We start from the raw sequence: 17,151 nt of genomic DNA, 5'->3' as shown, positions 1-17,151 counted from the left end.
CGGATGGATTTATCCTCTGTTTGCCCGCCCGGCTGGTCAGGATTACGCAACCGGCACGGCAGCCTCCCCCAGAGCCAGCTTCAACAGCGGCTTCACACAAACCGGAACGGCTCCGTATCCACCTTCGACGGAATCGCCTTCGTGTTCCATTTGCGCCCGTCGAGCTTGCGCTGCAAGTAGTCGGCGATGCCCTGCTTCATGATTTTCTCCACGTTATGGCCCGGATCAATCAATGCGATGCCCGCAGCCAGCGCATCATGCGCCGTATGATAATCGATGTCCCCGGTAATCAGCACATCGGCCCCTGCAAATATCGCGTGACGCACATAACGGCTTCCTGAGCCTCCAAGAACGGCCGCTTTTTTAATCAGGCGGTCCGGGTCTCCTACAACCCGAAGCGTTGGAACGTCATAAGCGGTCTTCACCCGCTCGCACAGCTCCTGAAGCGTCACCGGGCTCTGCAGCTTACCGGCCCGGCCGAGTCCGAATGTGCGGGTTTTCAGATCCAGAGCATAGAGGTCATACGCGACCTCCTCATAAGGATGAGCCTTCAGCATCGTCTGCACGACTCGGCGCTCCGCGCTCTGCGGCACGATCGTCTCGATGCGAATCTCCTGCGCGCGCTCCAGCTTGCCCTGAAGGCCGATGTAGGGATTCGTGCCTTCGCCCGGTTTGAACGTGCCTGTCCCTTCGATGTTGAAGCTGCAATGGCTGTAATCGCCGATGCTGCCGGCTCCCGCTTCGAACATGGCCGATCTGACCTGATCGGCATGATCGACCGGCACGAAGACGACGAGCTTCTTCAGCTTGTCCGTATGCACCTCATCCAGCGGTTCCGTCACCTGCAGGCCGATCGCTTCGGCCATCATATCGTTGATGCCCCCATCCGCCACATCCAGGTTCGTATGCGCGATGTAGACTGCAATATCATGCTTGATCAGCTTCTCATAGATCCGCCCGGCCGGAGTGTCTGTCTGCAGATGGGCAAGCGGCCGATAGATGATCGCATGATGAGCGATAATCAGATTCGCGCCTTCCCGAATCGCTTCCTCCACCACCTCTTCGGTTACGTCCAGAGCGATCAGCGCTGCCGGAATTTCTTTCTGCAGCGTACCGAGCTGCAGCCCGATTTTATCGCCTTCGACGGCATACGATTTAGGAGCGAGCTCCTCCATTAATTGAATGACGGCTTGTCCTTTGGCGTACATGCTTCCAGCACCTCCTCGATTCGTCTCATCTCCGCACGAAGCTCCCGCTCCTTCACCCGAGCGGCATCAGTATCCGAACGGGCCACTTGGGAGCAAATATGCTCCAGCTTGTCCAGCTCCAGCCGCCACTTGGCTTTCCACACCGAGGAAGCCTCATCGATCAAGTAGGGTCCCATGCGAATCAGCAGCTCCTTGGAGACGGTCAGTCCTCCCGCCAGAGTTCGCGGCTCATACAAACTATCCGCGCGGCCTGCTTCCTCCGTCCCCTCCGAAGCTTTCTCAGCCGTTAATATCTCATAAATCTTTCCGTCTTCCTCCAAAATCTGCTCGCCTATGAGCAGCCAGCCGTTGTCCGCCAGCCAGCCGCGCACCGCGTCCTCGCCTACGTTCGGCTGCAGGACCAGCCGGCTCACGCCCCTCAGCTTGGCCTTACCCGCTTCCAATATCGAGACGATCAGCGCGCCGCCCATGCCGGCGATCGTAATGACATCCACCTCGCCCGGCTCGATAACCGCCAGGCCGTCGCCCAGACGGACCGCAATCCGCTCCTTCAAGCCCGCTGAACGCACCTGTCTGGAGGCAGCCTCATAAGGACCGCTATTGACTTCACCGGCCACTCCGCTGCCGATCACGCCTTGCGATGCCAAGTAAGAAGGAAGCAAAGCATGGTCGGAACCGATATCCGCCAGCCTGCTTCCTTGGGGTACTTGATTTGCAATGAGCTCCAGCCTTTTCGATAAACGTATCATGATAATACCCACACCGTCCATTTTTTGCGCCAAGCGAATAATACGGCGGCTTGTACGCACATTTTGCCGAGCAGCAACCATTGAATCGTCTGCGCTCCATACTTCTCGGCATATAGCATACCATACAACTCGGGCATAAACCAAACGATCAAACCGAGCAGGAAAAACACAAGTCCGATTTGCTTGCTCTTCTCATGCACCATCCACGACATCCAGCAGAATAGGATGGCAAGCGGCGTCCAGCTTAGCTCCAGCGTCACCCAGTTGATCGTATCGAGCTGATGATGGAGCAGCCAACCGTAGCAGAAGACGAGCACAACCCAGCCGCACAATTGAAACAACGCAAGCTTGGCCGCCAAGCCGGTGACGATCCAGACCAGGCTCGTTAGGAAGACATAGCCAACGACAAGCACGGCCGCTTCCACGCCATGCAGCTTCATTAAGTAAACGCCGATGAACAGCTGGAATAACGAGGCCATGCCCAGCAGGATTTGAGATGCCATCGGCTCCCTCTCCCGCTTCGAGCCACCCCATATATATAATGCGGAAAGAATCGCGAAGGCGATGCCCATTTGCAATGGTAATTCAAAAGCGTTAAAATTAAGAGCAGCAAAGGATAAACCGCCCGCCACCAGCAAAACAAGCATCCATATTTTCCAATTACTGTTTCCTATGCTCGCGGAGGATAACCCGAGAATGGTGGGCCCGGAGGCGACAGCCGCCGATTTGTCCTGATCCGTTTCCAGATAAATATTCAGCAAGAAATCGCAATATTGCTCCGGCAGCAGCCTGCTGCGACGCCAGTGCTCAATCTCGCGGATTAATAATTTCTTTTTCTCATCCATATCCGGCTGCTCCCCCACGCCATGTCATGTTCTTCCATACTCATTATCGGTTGCAGGGGAATAAAAAATTAGACCTTGCTGCGAACGGTCGCAGAAGGTCATCATAGATACTCGCCTAAAATAAAGCACTTGAAGCGCTTATTCGAGGAAATCCTTCAACCGCTTGCTGCGGCTCGGATGGCGCAGCTTCCGAAGCGCCTTGGCTTCGATCTGACGGATACGCTCTCGTGTAACGCCGAATACTTTGCCTACTTCCTCAAGCGTGCGCGTGCGGCCGTCATCAAGTCCGAACCGGAGACGAAGCACGTTTTCTTCCCGTTCGGTCAGCGTATCCAGCACATCTTCCAGCTGTTCCTTCAACAGTTCGTAGGCAGCGGCATCGGCTGGCGCAAGCGCCTCCTGATCCTCGATAAAGTCTCCCAGATGCGAATCGTCTTCTTCGCCGATCGGCGTCTCGAGAGAAACCGGCTCCTGAGCGATTTTCATAATCTCCCGAACTTTATCGGTGCTCAGATCCATCTCCTTGGCGATCTCCTCCGGCGTAGGTTCGCGGCCCAATTCCTGCAGCAGCTGCCGCGATACCCGGATCAGCTTATTGATGGTTTCCACCATATGTACCGGAATCCGGATCGTACGCGCTTGATCCGCGATGGCCCGCGTAATCGCCTGACGAATCCACCAGGTTGCATACGTACTGAATTTGAAGCCTTTGTCATGATCGAATTTCTCGACCGCTTTGATGAGACCCATGTTTCCTTCCTGGATCAGGTCGAGGAATAACATTCCCCGTCCGACATAACGCTTGGCGATACTTACGACCAGACGCAGATTCGCTTCCGCAAGCCGGCGTTTCGCCTCTTCGTCCCCCTGCTCGATACGCTTGGCCAAGCCTATCTCGTCTTCGGCGGAGAGCAGCGGCACCCGGCCGATTTCCTTCAGGTACATCCGCACGGGATCATTGATTTTGATGCCGGGAGGCAGCGACAGGTCATCATCGAAGTGGAAATCGTCATGCTCCCGCTCCAATCTTCCCCCGCCGAGCTCCTCTTCCTCATCCGATTCGTTGCCGACATCGATCCCCATCTCCTGGAGTTGCTCGAAAAACTCGTCGATTTGCTCCGGATCCTGATCGAAGGGCGCCAGCTTCTCCATGATCTCTTTGTAGGTGATAGCCGAACGCTTTTTGCCTTGCTCGATCAATTGTTCTTTGACTTGTTCGAGCGTCAGCTCTGTCTCTATTTCCGTGCGTTGATCGTTCGCCATGATTAGGACTCCCTCCTCCTTGGAAACTCCCGAAACCTTCACAACATCAGGATGACTTCAACTGCTTTTCCAAGGATATGATTTCATTGCCGAGCTGCAGAGCTCTTGGGATGTCTCCCGCCCGTTCCGCTTGCTTGATCAATTCTTTTTTCTGTTCCAATTCCTGCATAAGCGGGTACTTCTTAATCTCGCGGATATAATCGTCGATCACGGCTTCATTCACGCCGCTGCGATTATCTATTAAGGTCAAGGAGCTGGCTAAGCTCTCAAGCTGGTCATCTTGAAGCATCCCGATGAACATGCTTGCATTCGGCTCATAGCCTTGCCCGTAGAAAGCGTACAGTCCAGCAGCAATCGCCGTGTGCGCATCCAGGTTAAACCCGTCGCCCAAGCGTCGTTCGACATATTGCGCTACATCCCGGTCCAGCAGCATAACGGCTAGCAGCTGGCGTTCTGCGAATTGGTAGGCTGGAATGATTTTCGGGGTTTTCTCACGCGGTTTGACATCATCATGCCTAACATTATTCCACGGATTGGGTTTATTATCCCCGGTGCTGTCGGTTTTTTCCTCCCGCAAGCGGATCTCGTTAACCGTCTGCATCGCGCTTTCGTAGGAATAACGAAACTCTGAAGTCAAATCTCTCACGTAATGCTCCCGCTCAATCGGGGACGGCAGCCCCGCTATCAAACGCAGCGCTTGCTGAATGTATCTAAGCCTCTCTCCATCCTCCTGCATCCTGTAGTTCCGGCGATAATAAAGAAGTTTATATTTGATCGATGGTACGGCGGCTTCCATCACCTCGCGTACGAATCGCTCAGAACCGTGCTTGGCAATAAACTCATCCGGGTCCAAACCGCCCGGCAGCACTGCAATCCGAACCTGACACCCCGCCTTTTCCAAAATCGGGATACTTTTATAAGCGGCGGTCTGGCCGGCGCTGTCCCCGTCATAAGCAACCGTCACCCGCTCAGCCAGCCGGCGAATCGCCTCCGCATGCTCCGGCGTCAAGGCCGTGCCCATCGTCGCGACGCCATTCGAAACGCCTGCATCCCAGGAACGGATCACATCCATATAACCTTCGAACAATACTAGCTCCTGCGTCTTGCGGATGTGAGGTCTGGACATATGAAGGTTGTACAAGGTTTTGCTTTTGTGAAATAACATCGACTCGGGGCTGTTCATATACTTGGGCTGACCTTCGCCCATTAAACGGCCGCCGAAGGCGATCGTCTGCCCCTTCCAATCTTTGATCGGAAACATCACCCGGTCGCGAAATTTGTCGACGTAACCGGTCTCGTCCTGCTTGGCAGAGATCAGTCCGCCTTGCTCCATCAGCGGCAATGAAAAACCGTTTTTTTCCAGCAGCTTCACCAACGTATCCCAGCGCATCGGCGCATAGCCGATGCCGAAGGCTTCCATCAGCTTTTCAGAGATGCCGCGCCGTTTCAGATAATCCTTGGCAGCCTTGCCCTGCTCCGTATTATGGAGAATATACTGATACAGCTTGTCGGCCAGCACATAGGCTTCCTGAAGCTTGATGCGCTCCGGGTTCTCCCTGGGCTCGCTTCTTTCTCCGCCGGCCGTTCCCAGATTGAGCTGCAATCCGGCCTCCTCCGCCAGCTTGCGCAGCGCCTGCCCGAAGGACAAGCCCTCGATCTCCGAAATAAACCGGATGGCGCTTCCCCCGGCTCCGCAGCCGAAGCAATGAAACGTCTGCCGCTCGGGCGAGACCGTGAAGGATGGCGTTTTCTCGGAATGAAAGGGACAAAGCCCCTTGAGGTACCGGCCCTGCTTCGTTAAATGAACATGCCTGCCGACGACTTCCGCAATATCATGAGCCTTAAGCACAGCGTCGATGACATCATCAGGTATGCGTCCGTTACTCATCTTAATCCACCTACAATCCGATTAACACGTATAACTATTCGCTGTTTCGTTCAATTCTCCTGCAACCGGGTTAAAAGTTTTGTCAAAGATTGTAGAAATTCCTCCCGATCCTCATCGGTCATCGCTTTCGGCCCCTTGGTATGCTTTCCTCCGCGGCGCAATCGGGCCTGCTCATGACGTCGCTCCAGCAGGAAATCGATCGTCCGTTCCGTGAATAGCTGTCCGCGATTCGAAATCGCATGGGCCTTCTTGCCGAGAGCCAGGGCGGCGAGTCCGAAGTCTTGGGTAACGAGTATGTCTCCCGGGCGAATCTTGTTGGCGATATACAGATCCACCGACTGATCGGAACGGTCGACCTGGACAATCTCCACCCCTTCTTCAGGCTGCAGACGATGGTCGAAGGAGGCAACCATTGTCACAGGCAGGCCAAAGCTTGCCGCAGCGCGGCGGATCTCCGCTTTAACGGGGCACGCATCAGCGTCTACAATCAGTTTATACGTCATAGGTTACCACCGCATTCATGACTTTGAAGCTTCCGTAATATTATATACGATGAAATTACAAAAAATCCTGCTGTGTTTTCAAAGAATAGGATTTGATTGTTTATCTGGAACGCAATATGTCGATAATAAGGCTGGCCGTTTCTTCCACGGCGCGATTCGATACGTCGATAACCTCGCAGCCGATCCGTTTCATAATGTTGTCCGCAAACTCCAGCTCCTTGAGAATGCGTTCCGTATTGGCATAGGTGGCATTTCCGGGCAGGCCCAGCGCCTTCAATCGTTCGGTCCGGATCGCATTGAGCTTAAGCGGGTCGATGCGCAGTCCTATGATTTTGTGGGAAGAGACGGTGAACAGCTGCTCAGGAGGCGCAATTTCGGGCACTAGCGGCACGTTCGCCACCTTATACGTCTTATGGGCCAAATACATGGAGAGCGGCGTTTTGGACGTCCGCGACACGCCGACCAACACGATATCCGCCTGCAGCACCCCGTTGAAGTCGCGGCCATCATCGTATTTCACGGCAAACTCCACGGCCTCGACCTTTTTGAAATAATCCTCGTCCAGCCGATGAATCATCCCGGGCTCATGACGCGCCTCCTGATTCAGCGTACTCTCCAAGGTGCGGATAATCGGCCCGAGCAAATCGATGTACAAGATGCCTTTGCGTTCGCACTCCTGAATGAGGTGATCTCTGAGCACTGGAAGCACCAGGGTGAATACGATCGCGCCCTTCCGCTCGAGCACATGGTAAATTAACCGGTCAATGTCGGATGTATCGTGCAGGAAAGGCACACGTCTGATTTCGACCTGCAGCGGTTCGAATTGTACGGCGGCGGCCCGGACTGCCGCCTCTCCCGTATCCCCTGCCGAGTCCGATGCGACAAATATGACCGGCTTTACTTGCATTTCCATCAGATAACCGCCCCTTTAAGTATAAAATGGAGTATATATGTTCGCCTTTCTTTCTCTAGTACGAAAATATGTATCAGGATGTTTCAGCCAGGCAATAAGAAAAGCTCCTATTCGGAGCCAATTCGAAGAAGATACATGAGCGATAGCTTTTCTTGCGAGCAGAAAGTTTTGCCGCGCTTTACCTGCTTTAGTGATGTTAAACTTTCTTGACTCTAAAAAAATCCCGCTAACCAAAGCCCTGACTTGACAGACTCTGTAACGAGAGTTTCATAAAAAAATATAATGATACCATTATAGCGGGTTTGCAAACAATTATTCCATGATCATCAAATGCCGTACCGTTCCATCTGCTCGATAAAGTCGCGGGACTTCAACCGTACTCCGACATGATGGTCGAAATATGCGCGCAAAATATGCTTTAGCGCCTGCTTGCTCGCTTCCTTGACGCTGATCTCTCCCAGCCGTCTCACATCCGTCTGGGCAAATGCACGCAGCAGTTTAAGCACAGCCGGCGCCAAGGCGATGGCTTGCGGATCCCGCAGCTTGCACATCTCGCACAGGATGCCTCCAAGCCCGACACTTAGCGCAACCGCTTCCTTCTGGGAGCCGCAGACGACGCATTGATGCAGCTCTGGCGAGTAGCCGGCCTGTATCAGCATCTTGATCTCATACATATGCATGACGATTTGCGCATCCTTTTTATCATCCATGGCCTGAAAGCTTCCCTTCAGCTGCTCATATAAATAAGGATGGCCTTCATGATCTCCAAACATCTTGTCGGTAAGCTCGGCCAAATACGAAGCATACGCCGCGAGGTGCAAATCCTCCCGCAGCGCATGATGAGCTTCCACGATATCCGCCTGATTCATCGAGCCGAGCCCGTTTTGGCCCGATTTGAAAAAAGAAAAATCGCCGAGCGTAAATAATTGAACGGCTGAGCCGAACCGGCTTTTGACTTTTTTGGCGCCGCGGGCAACAACGCTCATCTTGCCATGCTCTCTGGTGAATAAAGTGACGATCTTGTTGCCTTCGCCATAATCCATGCTGCGGATAATAATTCCTTGCAGTCTGTACTGCATCGGCAGCCTCTTTCCTGCCTGCCCGGGGCACGCTATAGAATCGATTTGCGTCTTACTGGAGCCATTCCTCGTTTTCAGCCGCGAGAAAATCTTCGGTTTCCTGGGCCTCGGGTTCCTCACCGTTCGACTCTTTATAAAGCAGGTAGGCATCCACGTCGCCGGTCATTGAAAAATACTTCCACGAAAAATCTTTCATGGTTCATCCTCCCCTTCGTGACCTGTATTAGTATACAATACCTGTTTATAAGCTTAGGATGATACGAAGCTCATTGAAGTATACGGTACAAAAACTGGCATGTATGACTCCCATTAACCTGCCGTATTGCTCTTGAAACGGACCAAAGCGCCTATTCGTGGCGGAAGCCGAGGTCCTTCAGCACGCGCTCCTGATTGCGCCAGTCCTTCTTCACCTTAACCCACAGCTCCAGAAACGTCTTGGAACCGAGCAAGGCTTCGATATCTGCGCGCGACTTCTTGCCGACCTCTTTCAGCAGCGCACCGCTTTTACCGATAATGATCCCTTTCTGGGAATCCCGCTCCACGTAGATAACGGCCGAAATATGCACGACTCCGTTGTCCTGAACCTTCATATCCTCGATGCCGACAGCGATCGAATGAGGAATTTCCTCTCTCGTCAGATGCAGAATCTTCTCCCGGATCAGCTCCGCGCAGACGAACTGCTCCGGATGGTCGGTGATCTGGTCGGCCGGATAATATTGCGGGCCCGGCGGCAAATACTTGACGATCTGCTCCAGCAGCGTATTGACATTATTGCCGTTCATCGCAGAGATGGGAACGATCTCAGCGAACGGATACAGCTCTTTGTACGTTGTGATGATCGGCAGGAGCGCTTCCGGATGCACCTGGTCAATTTTGTTCATCACAAGGATGACCGGCGTATTGACCTTCTTCAGCTGCTCGATTATATAGCGGTCCCCGCCGCCGATGCCTTCCACAACATCGATGAGGAACAGAATCGCTTCCACTTCCTTCAGAGCGCTCTCTGCCGCCTTCATCATGTAATCGCCCAGCTTGGACTGCGACTTGTGAATGCCCGGCGTATCCAGGAAGACAATCTGGGCTTGGTCTGTCGTATAGACGCCATGAATTTTGTTGCGGGTGGTCTGCGGCTTGTCGGACATGATCGCGATTTTTTGTCCGATTACCTGATTCATAAGCGTCGATTTCCCGACGTTGGGACGCCCTATAATAGCGACGAAACCCGATTTAAAGGGCGCTTGGCGCGTTTTGTCAGTAGAAGCCATCAGTTACTTGTTCCTCCGTCCAAATCTTGAGATGTAAAAGCGCCGGGAAGCAGTGCCGCTACGGTTGTCTCCGCGACGTCGCCGCGCAGATTGGCCAAATACACCGGCATATCCGGCGCGCATAGCTCCACCATCACCTGCCGGCAGACGCCGCAAGGCGAGATCGGCTGAGCCGTGTCCCCGATCACGGCCAGCGCCTTGAAGGAGCGCGGGGCCGCTCCGTCCGCGATCGCGCGGTGAAGCGCCGTCCGCTCGGCGCAATTGGTCGGACCGAAGGCGGCATTCTCCACATTGCAGCCGAGATGCACGCGTCCGTCCGCGTCGAGCAGCGCGCTGCCCACTTGGAACCGGGAATAGGGAGTATAGGCCCTTTCGCGGGCTTGTCTGGCCAGTTCGATCAATTCACTCGCTTGCATAGACGTCACTTCCTTTTCCGAGGGCTATAGGCTACAGGGTGTAGAGATAGAAGCTGAACACCGTAATCAGGCTGCCAAGCAAAGCGCCCAGCAGCAAGGAGCTCAGCGGCCGTCTGCGCTTGTCGTGGAGCGCGAGGGACAGAACGCCCGACAGCAAAAATCCAAGCAGCGATACGAGCGTATCATCGGTACGATAAGCGATCAGCGTAGACACCGCGAAGGCGACGGCGCTAAGCAGGCTTGGCTTTACCCAATTTCCTTTGTCGGTGAACCGGGTCTGAATGACGATAACGCTTAGGATGACCAAGGATAACAAAATCCACACAGCGCCTGCCGTAAACGCATGGCCCTCCTTGACCCTCCCGGCGCGGATCAAGTGATCGACGGGCTCGTAGAATACGATCATGCCTGCGATAACGGCAAAAGCCGCAGTCACCAATACCGCGGCTGCAGCTACGTCTTTGGCGATTTTGGCGAGCGGATGTATGTCCGGCATCGCCAGATCGACCGTTTTCTCGATCGCGGTATTTATCAGCTCCGTCACGATGACCAGCGTCACCGCAAGCAGGAGAAACAGCACGTCCGTCTTCGGCAAGCCAAACAGTAAGGCGGCTACCAGCGCGGCAAAGGCCGCAAAAAAATGAAACCTCATATTGCGCTGGGTAGCCAGCGCGTACTTGACGCCTTCGTAGGCGTACCGGAAGCTTCTCTCCCACTTGGCGGGCTGTCTCAACGCGTAAGGCCCGCCTGCTGCAGAATACGCTCCTGCTTGCCGAACATCGCCTTCTCTTCTTCCTCTTCCTGATGATCGTAACCGATCAAGTGCAGAAATCCGTGCACGAACAGAAAACCCAGCTCGCGATCGACCGAATGCCCGTACTCCTCCGCTTGCGCAACAGCGCGCTGCACGGAAATGATCACATCGCCAAGCGGTTCCTCATAGCCTTCGTCGTCATCCTCATCGCCATCCTCCCGGATGTCCGACTCCTCCGCGCCGTCCAGCTCGGCCCCTTCGGCCGCATCGGCGAATTCAAATTCTTCCACATCGTACTCTTCATCGCCGTAAATGATCTCGATCTCGTCCTCTCCCAGCTCTTGCATGGAGAAGGACAAGACGTCGGTCGGTTTATCCAGGCCGCGGTACTGTTTATTCAGCTCTTGAATCGCCGCATCGTCGACAAAGGTCAGAGCCACCTCGCCATGCGGGACATCCTCAGCCTTCCCCGCCAGCTTCAGCAGCTCCTCCAGCTTGGCGACCAGCTCCGGCGTGATCTCATAGGCCGTTTGTTCATTATTCCAGGACAAACGCAAACTCATAGGCTCACCCTTTTCATAATAATCGCTCATATTCATAATTCAGTTTGAAATCACTTGGCAGCCTCCGCTTTGGGAGCCTGGGCTTCAGCCGGATACTCGATCCGGGAGTGGAAAATTCCCAGCAAGGTTTCATTCAGCGTGCGGGCGATTTGATCCAGCTCCTTGATCGTCAGATCGCATTCATTGAACTGCCCGTCATCGAGCCGGCTCTTAATAATTTTGCGGACCATCGAGTCGATCTGCTCGACCGTCGGGTTGCGCAAAGAACGGACAGCCGCCTCTACGCAATCCGCGATGCCGACGATCGCGGCTTCCTTCGTTTGCGAATTCGGCCCCGGATACCGGTATTCCTGCTCCTCCGGCGGCTCCTCGCCCCGTTCCTCCGCCTGCTTGCGGGCCTTGTGGTAAAAATACTGAAGCAAGGTCGTGCCGTGATGCTGCTCGGCAATGTCGCGGATCGGCTTCGGTATATTAAATTCCTTGAGCATCTCGGAGCCGTCTCTCGCATGGGCGACGATGATCGACTTGCTGAGCGCCGGGTCAATCTTGTCGTGCGGATTTTCGATGTTCGTCTGATTCTCAATAAAATAGCTGGGCCGCTTCGTCTTGCCGATATCATGGTAATACGCGCCTACTCGGCAGAGCAGTCCGTCCGCTCCGATCGCCTCGGCGGCCGCTTCGGATAAATTCCCCACCATCACGCTATGATGATAAGTGCCCGGCGTTTCCGTAAGCAGCTTCCGCAGCAGCGGATGGTTCGGGTTGGACAGCTCCACCAGCTTAAGCGGCGACAGAATGCCGAAGGCCGCCTCGAAGAATGGGAGCAGACCGATCACGAACACCGCCGTCAGCAAGCCGCTGCCAAGCGCGAAGGAAGCTGCAAAGATCGCCTCCCGCTTCGTCTCCTGCTCCTCGAACAGCATCATCGAAGCGACCAGCGCAACCGCCAGCAGCGACACCATAATGCCGGCCTTGAGGATTGAGGAGCGCTGGCTCGCCCGCTGAATCGAGAAGATAGCGACAAACGAGGTGCCCAGCGTAAGCAATCCGTAGCGGAAATCGAATACCTGTACCTGATCCGAGTTAAAAATAATGCTGGCCATCACGCAGAAGATCACGGAGGACACAAAGGCGAGCTGAGGGTTCAGCAAAATCGTGATCAGCATCGCTCCGATCGCCGCCGGCGCCAAATAGCCGATAAACGGATATTCCAGCCCCTGCATCATCGAAAATACTTTCATAATCGTCACAGTTACGAATAGAATCAGGACCAGCATGACGAGCTGAACATTGTTATGGCTCACGGGCAGCGCGCTTTGCTTCACATACATAAACAGCAGCAAACAACATAACGTGACGAATATAAGCAGCCCCAGATGCGGCCAATAACTCCGTTCGTCCTTCAGCAGCTCCAGCGCAGCCAGCTTCTGATAAAGCTCCTCGGTAATTAGTTCGCCTTTGTGTACAAGCACGTCGTTTTTGTTGATATAGACGGGCTTGACATTGTCCCGGGCATGCCCCTTTGCTTCCTCGGTGCCCTTCTGGTCGTAAAACTTGTTGGGCGTTAAGGCAGCGCGTACCAGCTCCTGCACGAGCTCGCGCACATTGTTCTTCGACAAGTTCGAAGCGTTGACCAGCTCGGCCACCTTCGCACGGCCCACCTGAGCGTCGAGGAGCTGGTCCGTCATCAGACGCAGCACGATATCGCGCGAGACGGGCTCCATCTCGGTCAGATCCTCCCTGGTCAGACGCGGCAGCTTGTAGAACGCTTCCTCCGGAATCCGGTACTGCTGCTCGTCGAACGCCTTGCGCATCTCGGCGAGCAGCTCGGCGCTGTATTGTCCGGTGCTCTCGAACTGCTTCAACTGGCGGCTCAGATGGTCCTTGATCATCGTCGGAATGACCGTTCTGTAGATGCTGACCTTATCCGTAAGCGAAACTTCCGTATCAGCGTTAATCTGCTGCAGCTTCTCAAATATCAGCTCGACCGCCGTCTCATTTTTCAGCGACACGACCTTGTAGACCGGCTGCAGACGGGCAGCGGCCTCTTCCTTGGCCTTCTCCGTCTCCACCTCGTTCAGAATCGCCCGCGGAGCCGGGATATCCTTCTCCGCGAGCGAGTTAAGCTGGATATCATACGTTTGCGGGACGATTCTATGCAGCAGCGCCGCATACATAAACATCGCCAGCGCCAAAAATAGAAGAAAGCGCACGATGGCGCTGTATCTCCAGCCGGCAAGCCGGTATTGAAATTTGCCCTGAATGGAAACGCGGTTGTTCATGATGAAAGGTCAGCCCTTTCTCAGCCTTCTTTGTCTTCATTGTAGGCTACAATGATTTTCTGAACGAGCGAATGCCTGACGACATCCTGCTCTGCAAATGTAATAAAGCCAAGTTCTTCAATTCTGCTCAGGATGCGCTGCGCCTCAACAAGTCCGGAAGATTTCCCGCGCGGCAAGTCGATCTGCGTCACGTCGCCCGTAATGACCATCTTGGAGCCGAAGCCAAGACGGGTGAGAAACATCTTCATCTGCTCGGGCGTCGTGTTCTGCGCTTCATCCAAAATGATGAACGAATCGTCGAGCGTTCTTCCGCGCATATAGGCCAGCGGTGCGATCTCGATCAGACCGCGCTCGAGCGACTTGAGAACCTGATCCGGTCCCAGCACGTCGTTAAGAGCATCATACAATGGGCGTAGATACGGGTCAACTTTTTCCTGGAGGTCTCCAGGCAGGAATCCGAGGCTTTCGCCCGCTTCTACGGCAGGACGCGTCAGCACGATCCGCTTGACCTTGCCTTCCTTCAGCGCGGCGACGGCCAGGACGACGGCGATGTACGTCTTGCCCGTGCCGGCAGGCCCTATCCCGAATACGATGTCTTTCTTCTTGATTTCGTTCACATACTGCTTCTGACCGATCGTCTTGACCCGGATCGGCTTGCCCTTATGCGTAACTGCAATCTCGCCCTTAAACAGGTCAAGCAATTGATCGGCCTTCAGTTCGCGGGACAAGTCCAGCGCATAGTTCACATCCCGTTCCGTCAGCACATACTGGTTGCGGATCAACTCAAGCAGTACCGTAAACAGATGCTCCAGCCTGGCGCTTTCTGCAGGGGTTCCCTGGATGACGATCGCTTCCTCGCGCGTGAAGATGGAAGCTTGCACTTCCTCTTCGATCAGATGCAGGAACTTGTCCTGCGGACCGAAGAGCGCTTGGCCTTCGGCCGGATTTTTCAATGATATTTTCACCGTTGTCGCTTGTTCCATCCAATTCTCCTTATGAAGGTTATGGCACAATCGGCTGCTCTACTGCGATCGGCTCTTCGACCTCTAAAAGTACTTCCATATAAACTTTACCATTCTCCGCCTTCTCATGCAAAATTTTTTCCGATATAACCCTGGAACCTTTGCCAGACTCTGACAAAATACTGGCCTTCGCCTGCTCAAGCCCGATAGCCGCCGCCTCTTTCGCTTCAAGAGGGTGCTCCTGAATCTGCACCTCCATCACCTTCTCCTTCAGCCAGCCTATCGGCAGCACATAAGAACGCCAACTGAGCGATTTGCGGTCCTGAATCGTCTCCGTCTGCTCAAACGGCATGCTCCCGTAGCCCGTCAGCTGCACGGCCCGGCTTCCCAGCACCAGATAAGAACGCAGCTTGCTTTCGCCTGTATATACTTTATAAGAGCGGACGAGCGGCACCTCCACCGTCGGCTTGTACCACACAATTCCTTTGACCGTCCCGCTTGCCACCACCGTCTGCGTATTCGTCTCATCCCCCAGCAGCCCCGAGATCAATATATCGCCCTTGCGCACATACGTATTCGGCTTGACGAGCGGACGCCCCTTCTCGGCAAATATGTCGGTCACCAGCGCATTTTTGGAGGCGACCAGATGCCGGGGATTCATCAAGGGCGGCTTCACCGGAATCCGGGCCTCGACCACCTTCACAATGACATGCGTGCCCCGCACCTCCACACCGATCCATGCCGCATCCGGCAGCCTGCTCTGAAGGCCCCGCGCCAGCTCCGAAGGCTCGCGCAGGCGGAATTTCCACTGTGTCCGGAAAATCCCCTCTTCCTTGGCCGCCTGCAAGATTCGCTCAGGCGTGATCGTCTCATTTCCTTCCACCTTCACCTGCCACACCATCGACGAGAGCAAATAAATCCCTATCACGAAGCCCAGCAGGCCGATCGCGAAAAACTTGCGCTTCTCCAGCTTGTCCAGCCAAAAGGGCATCCCCTCCTTGCCGCGGATGCGCAGTCCCGAGCCTGTCTCCTTCAGAAGCGGACGAAGACGGAAAAAGTCGCGGACTGTGATATGAAACGTTATCCGGTGCTGATCCAGATAACGAATGTCCCAGACGGACATTCGTTTCTCCGACAGCAGATTGACCAGCCGCTCCGGCCGCCCCCCCGTCACCTCAACCCGCACAAAACCTTGCAGACGTCCAATGAACGATTGCTTCAACGCTCTCTACCCCTTTCCGGACTATAGCATATATTGGACATCGCGGATGGTTCCTTCGATCATAACTTCGTCCGGCATAATAGCGCGGATAACCAGATTGGAGCCGACCACCTCCAGCTTCCCATTCGGAAGAGCCAGCTTCAGAGATTCGTCGGAAAAATGAATAACGCCGCGATGATTCTCGATGTACAGCTGCATATTCCCGATCATCGTGATCCGGGGCAAGTCCAAGGCGACATCCTGAGGCAAGTCGAGCAGTTTTGCCGTTATTTGATTAATTTTGCGAGTTAGACTGCGCATACCTAACCTCCTCCGGCAGCTTGCGGAGCTCCATGTCAGATCCGCGTCCCCTTAACGCTGCCCCATCCCCTATACGGACTTAGGGCTTGCGTGCAGACAGCGGGCCAATCTCGGGCTATTTACACGATATGCGGCGGATTGAAGAATATGCCTGCCGCGCCAATTGCCCCGTCATACGGGGCTGGGGCGGGGCTGATGCCGGCCTCGGCAGGCGGCGGAAGGCGGAATTGCAGGTTGTTCGCGAACACAAAAAGGCGCCGTCTCCACAGTGACTTGTGAAGACGGCGCTTGGCCGCTGTTCCTATTCATCAGCTAGGATCGCTGTCAATGGCGCCGATAGGGGCGCTTGGCACGAGGCGGTCCCAAAATCTCGGCCCACAGCACTCCACGGGCTACCTCTTCGGGACGGAGATCGCCGAGCAGCCCTTCGGATGCCCGGGAACTGCCCGAATCGCCGAAGCGGCTTGCCGGCGCCGGACTCGGCTGTGAGCCCGGCTTCTCCGCAGCATCCTGCCTAACCGTCCGGGACGCCGCCTCCGAGCGGGAAGCGGCTTCCGGCAGGTCCCAAGAGCGTCCGGATACGTCGACGCGCTCTGCGGCGTCCTGCCGCCCCGTCGACGCTCTCCGCTGCGGCTGGCCCGGTACAGGACCTGACGGCTGCTGCCGGCGGACCGGCGGAGCCTCCGCAGAGGTCGGCCAGCCGGATCTGTCTCCGCCAAGCGGGGACGACGGTCTCCCGGGCTTGCCCGGACCGCCTCCAAAGGTCGGCATTCCCCCCTGCTGCCTTCCCCGGCCCTGGCCCGACTCCGTATCCCGGGAACGGGCTCCGCCCTTTCTGAACATGGAGCTGAGGACAAAAAAGGCGATCGCTACAACCACCCAATTCTGCAGCAAAAACTCGATCACTCTCAACGAAGCTCACCGCCTTTCTGATCCTGA

The 17,151-nt window shown here is 55.1% G+C and carries 18 protein-coding genes; all 18 read right to left on the bottom strand.

Annotation, left to right across the window (positions count from 1 at the left end; genetic code table 11):
• Nucleotides 1–92: 92 nt before the first annotated feature.
• The 18 genes from BLR08_RS08095 to BLR08_RS08010 all read right to left on the bottom strand — a co-directional run bounded on the left by BLR08_RS08095 (nucleotide 93) and on the right by BLR08_RS08010 (nucleotide 17,124).
• Nucleotides 93–1,208 carry a Nif3-like dinuclear metal center hexameric protein gene (locus tag BLR08_RS08095; RefSeq protein WP_072328678.1) on the bottom strand — a complete coding sequence of 372 codons (1,116 nt, stop codon included), beginning with the start codon at nucleotides 1,206–1,208 and terminating at the stop codon, nucleotides 93–95.
• Nucleotides 1,175–1,957: a tRNA (adenine(22)-N(1))-methyltransferase gene (locus tag BLR08_RS08090; RefSeq protein WP_072328677.1), complete on the bottom strand. Its 783-nt coding sequence runs from the start codon at nucleotides 1,955–1,957 to the stop codon at nucleotides 1,175–1,177. The genes BLR08_RS08095 and BLR08_RS08090 overlap by 34 nt, the downstream gene beginning before the upstream one ends.
• Nucleotides 1,954–2,802 carry a hypothetical protein gene (locus BLR08_RS08085; protein WP_072328676.1) on the bottom strand — a complete coding sequence of 283 codons (849 nt, stop codon included), beginning with the start codon at nucleotides 2,800–2,802 and terminating at the stop codon, nucleotides 1,954–1,956. The genes BLR08_RS08090 and BLR08_RS08085 overlap by 4 nt, the downstream gene beginning before the upstream one ends.
• A 138-nt stretch (nucleotides 2,803–2,940) precedes the next feature.
• Entirely contained in the window at nucleotides 2,941–4,065 is a 1,125-nt protein-coding gene (rpoD, locus tag BLR08_RS08080) for an RNA polymerase sigma factor RpoD (protein ID WP_072328675.1), read from the bottom strand.
• Between the two features lie 46 nt (nucleotides 4,066–4,111).
• Entirely contained in the window at nucleotides 4,112–5,953 is a 1,842-nt protein-coding gene (dnaG, locus tag BLR08_RS08075; RefSeq protein ID WP_072328674.1) for a DNA primase, read from the bottom strand.
• Between the two features lie 50 nt (nucleotides 5,954–6,003).
• Nucleotides 6,004–6,456 carry a YaiI/YqxD family protein gene (locus BLR08_RS08070; RefSeq protein WP_072328673.1) on the bottom strand — a complete coding sequence of 151 codons (453 nt, stop codon included), beginning with the start codon at nucleotides 6,454–6,456 and terminating at the stop codon, nucleotides 6,004–6,006.
• Between the two features lie 100 nt (nucleotides 6,457–6,556).
• Entirely contained in the window at nucleotides 6,557–7,369 is an 813-nt protein-coding gene (locus tag BLR08_RS08065) for a pyruvate, water dikinase regulatory protein (protein ID WP_072328672.1), read from the bottom strand.
• Between the two features lie 326 nt (nucleotides 7,370–7,695).
• The gene (gene recO, locus BLR08_RS08060; protein ID WP_072328671.1) at nucleotides 7,696–8,448 is read right to left on the bottom strand and encodes a DNA repair protein RecO; all 753 of its coding nucleotides are present in this window, start codon (nucleotides 8,446–8,448) and stop codon (nucleotides 7,696–7,698) included.
• Between the two features lie 52 nt (nucleotides 8,449–8,500).
• A complete protein-coding gene (locus BLR08_RS08055; RefSeq protein WP_072328670.1) occupies nucleotides 8,501–8,644 on the bottom strand; it encodes a YqzL family protein in 144 nt (47 codons plus the stop codon).
• 151 nt (nucleotides 8,645–8,795) lie between these two features.
• Nucleotides 8,796–9,713 (bottom strand): GTPase Era, encoded by a 918-nt coding sequence (gene era / locus BLR08_RS08050; RefSeq protein ID WP_072328669.1) that lies wholly within the window; start codon nucleotides 9,711–9,713, stop codon nucleotides 8,796–8,798.
• Nucleotides 9,713–10,129 (bottom strand): cytidine deaminase, encoded by a 417-nt coding sequence (locus tag BLR08_RS08045; RefSeq protein WP_072328668.1) that lies wholly within the window; start codon nucleotides 10,127–10,129, stop codon nucleotides 9,713–9,715. Before BLR08_RS08045 ends, era begins: the two co-directional genes overlap by 1 nt.
• A gap of 31 nt (nucleotides 10,130–10,160) precedes the next feature.
• Nucleotides 10,161–10,862 (bottom strand): diacylglycerol kinase family protein, encoded by a 702-nt coding sequence (locus BLR08_RS08040; RefSeq protein WP_072328667.1) that lies wholly within the window; start codon nucleotides 10,860–10,862, stop codon nucleotides 10,161–10,163.
• The gene (ybeY, locus tag BLR08_RS08035) at nucleotides 10,859–11,446 is read right to left on the bottom strand and encodes an rRNA maturation RNase YbeY (protein WP_072328883.1); all 588 of its coding nucleotides are present in this window, start codon (nucleotides 11,444–11,446) and stop codon (nucleotides 10,859–10,861) included. The genes BLR08_RS08040 and ybeY overlap by 4 nt, the downstream gene beginning before the upstream one ends.
• A gap of 50 nt (nucleotides 11,447–11,496) precedes the next feature.
• A complete protein-coding gene (locus BLR08_RS08030; protein ID WP_072328666.1) occupies nucleotides 11,497–13,728 on the bottom strand; it encodes an HD family phosphohydrolase in 2,232 nt (743 codons plus the stop codon).
• A 20-nt stretch (nucleotides 13,729–13,748) separates the two neighbouring features.
• Entirely contained in the window at nucleotides 13,749–14,711 is a 963-nt protein-coding gene (locus tag BLR08_RS08025) for a PhoH family protein (protein ID WP_072328665.1), read from the bottom strand.
• Nucleotides 14,712–14,730: 19 nt separating this feature from the next.
• Nucleotides 14,731–15,912 (bottom strand): sporulation protein YqfD, encoded by a 1,182-nt coding sequence (yqfD, locus tag BLR08_RS08020; RefSeq protein WP_072328664.1) that lies wholly within the window; start codon nucleotides 15,910–15,912, stop codon nucleotides 14,731–14,733.
• 21 nt (nucleotides 15,913–15,933) lie between these two features.
• Nucleotides 15,934–16,212, bottom strand: a complete 279-nt coding sequence (yqfC, locus tag BLR08_RS08015) for a sporulation protein YqfC (protein WP_072328663.1) — start codon at nucleotides 16,210–16,212, stop codon at nucleotides 15,934–15,936.
• Nucleotides 16,213–16,536: 324 nt separating this feature from the next.
• Nucleotides 16,537–17,124 carry a hypothetical protein gene (locus BLR08_RS08010; RefSeq protein WP_072328662.1) on the bottom strand — a complete coding sequence of 196 codons (588 nt, stop codon included), beginning with the start codon at nucleotides 17,122–17,124 and terminating at the stop codon, nucleotides 16,537–16,539.
• Nucleotides 17,125–17,151: the final 27 nt, after the last annotated feature.

The organism is Paenibacillus sp. cl123, assembly GCF_900101595.1.
Classification (GTDB): Bacteria; Bacillota; Bacilli; order Paenibacillales; family NBRC-103111; genus Paenibacillus_G.
The sequence above is the reverse complement of the archived record's forward strand: the minus strand, read 5'-3'. Positions and strand labels throughout refer to the sequence as shown.

Bases quoted from the DNA above. Each gene is read 5' to 3' on its own strand.
- BLR08_RS08095 (WP_072328678.1), bottom strand. From the start codon at position 1,208: ATGTACGCCAAAGGACAAGCCGTCATTCAATTAATGGAGGAGCTCGCT.
- BLR08_RS08090 (WP_072328677.1), bottom strand. From the start codon at position 1,957: ATGATACGTTTATCGAAAAGGCTGGAGCTCATTGCAAATCAAGTACCC.
- BLR08_RS08085 (WP_072328676.1), bottom strand. From the start codon at position 2,802: ATGGATGAGAAAAAGAAATTATTAATCCGCGAGATTGAGCACTGGCGT.
- rpoD (WP_072328675.1), bottom strand. From the start codon at position 4,065: ATGGCGAACGATCAACGCACGGAAATAGAGACAGAGCTGACGCTCGAA.
- dnaG (WP_072328674.1), bottom strand. From the start codon at position 5,953: ATGAGTAACGGACGCATACCTGATGATGTCATCGACGCTGTGCTTAAG.
- BLR08_RS08070 (WP_072328673.1), bottom strand. From the start codon at position 6,456: ATGACGTATAAACTGATTGTAGACGCTGATGCGTGCCCCGTTAAAGCG.
- BLR08_RS08065 (WP_072328672.1), bottom strand. From the start codon at position 7,369: ATGGAAATGCAAGTAAAGCCGGTCATATTTGTCGCATCGGACTCGGCA.
- recO (WP_072328671.1), bottom strand. From the start codon at position 8,448: ATGCAGTACAGACTGCAAGGAATTATTATCCGCAGCATGGATTATGGC.
- BLR08_RS08055 (WP_072328670.1), bottom strand. From the start codon at position 8,644: ATGAAAGATTTTTCGTGGAAGTATTTTTCAATGACCGGCGACGTGGAT.
- era (WP_072328669.1), bottom strand. From the start codon at position 9,713: ATGGCTTCTACTGACAAAACGCGCCAAGCGCCCTTTAAATCGGGTTTC.
- BLR08_RS08045 (WP_072328668.1), bottom strand. From the start codon at position 10,129: ATGCAAGCGAGTGAATTGATCGAACTGGCCAGACAAGCCCGCGAAAGG.
- ybeY (WP_072328883.1), bottom strand. From the start codon at position 11,446: ATGAGTTTGCGTTTGTCCTGGAATAATGAACAAACGGCCTATGAGATC.
- BLR08_RS08030 (WP_072328666.1), bottom strand. From the start codon at position 13,728: ATGAACAACCGCGTTTCCATTCAGGGCAAATTTCAATACCGGCTTGCC.
- BLR08_RS08025 (WP_072328665.1), bottom strand. From the start codon at position 14,711: ATGGAACAAGCGACAACGGTGAAAATATCATTGAAAAATCCGGCCGAA.
- yqfC (WP_072328663.1), bottom strand. From the start codon at position 16,212: ATGCGCAGTCTAACTCGCAAAATTAATCAAATAACGGCAAAACTGCTC.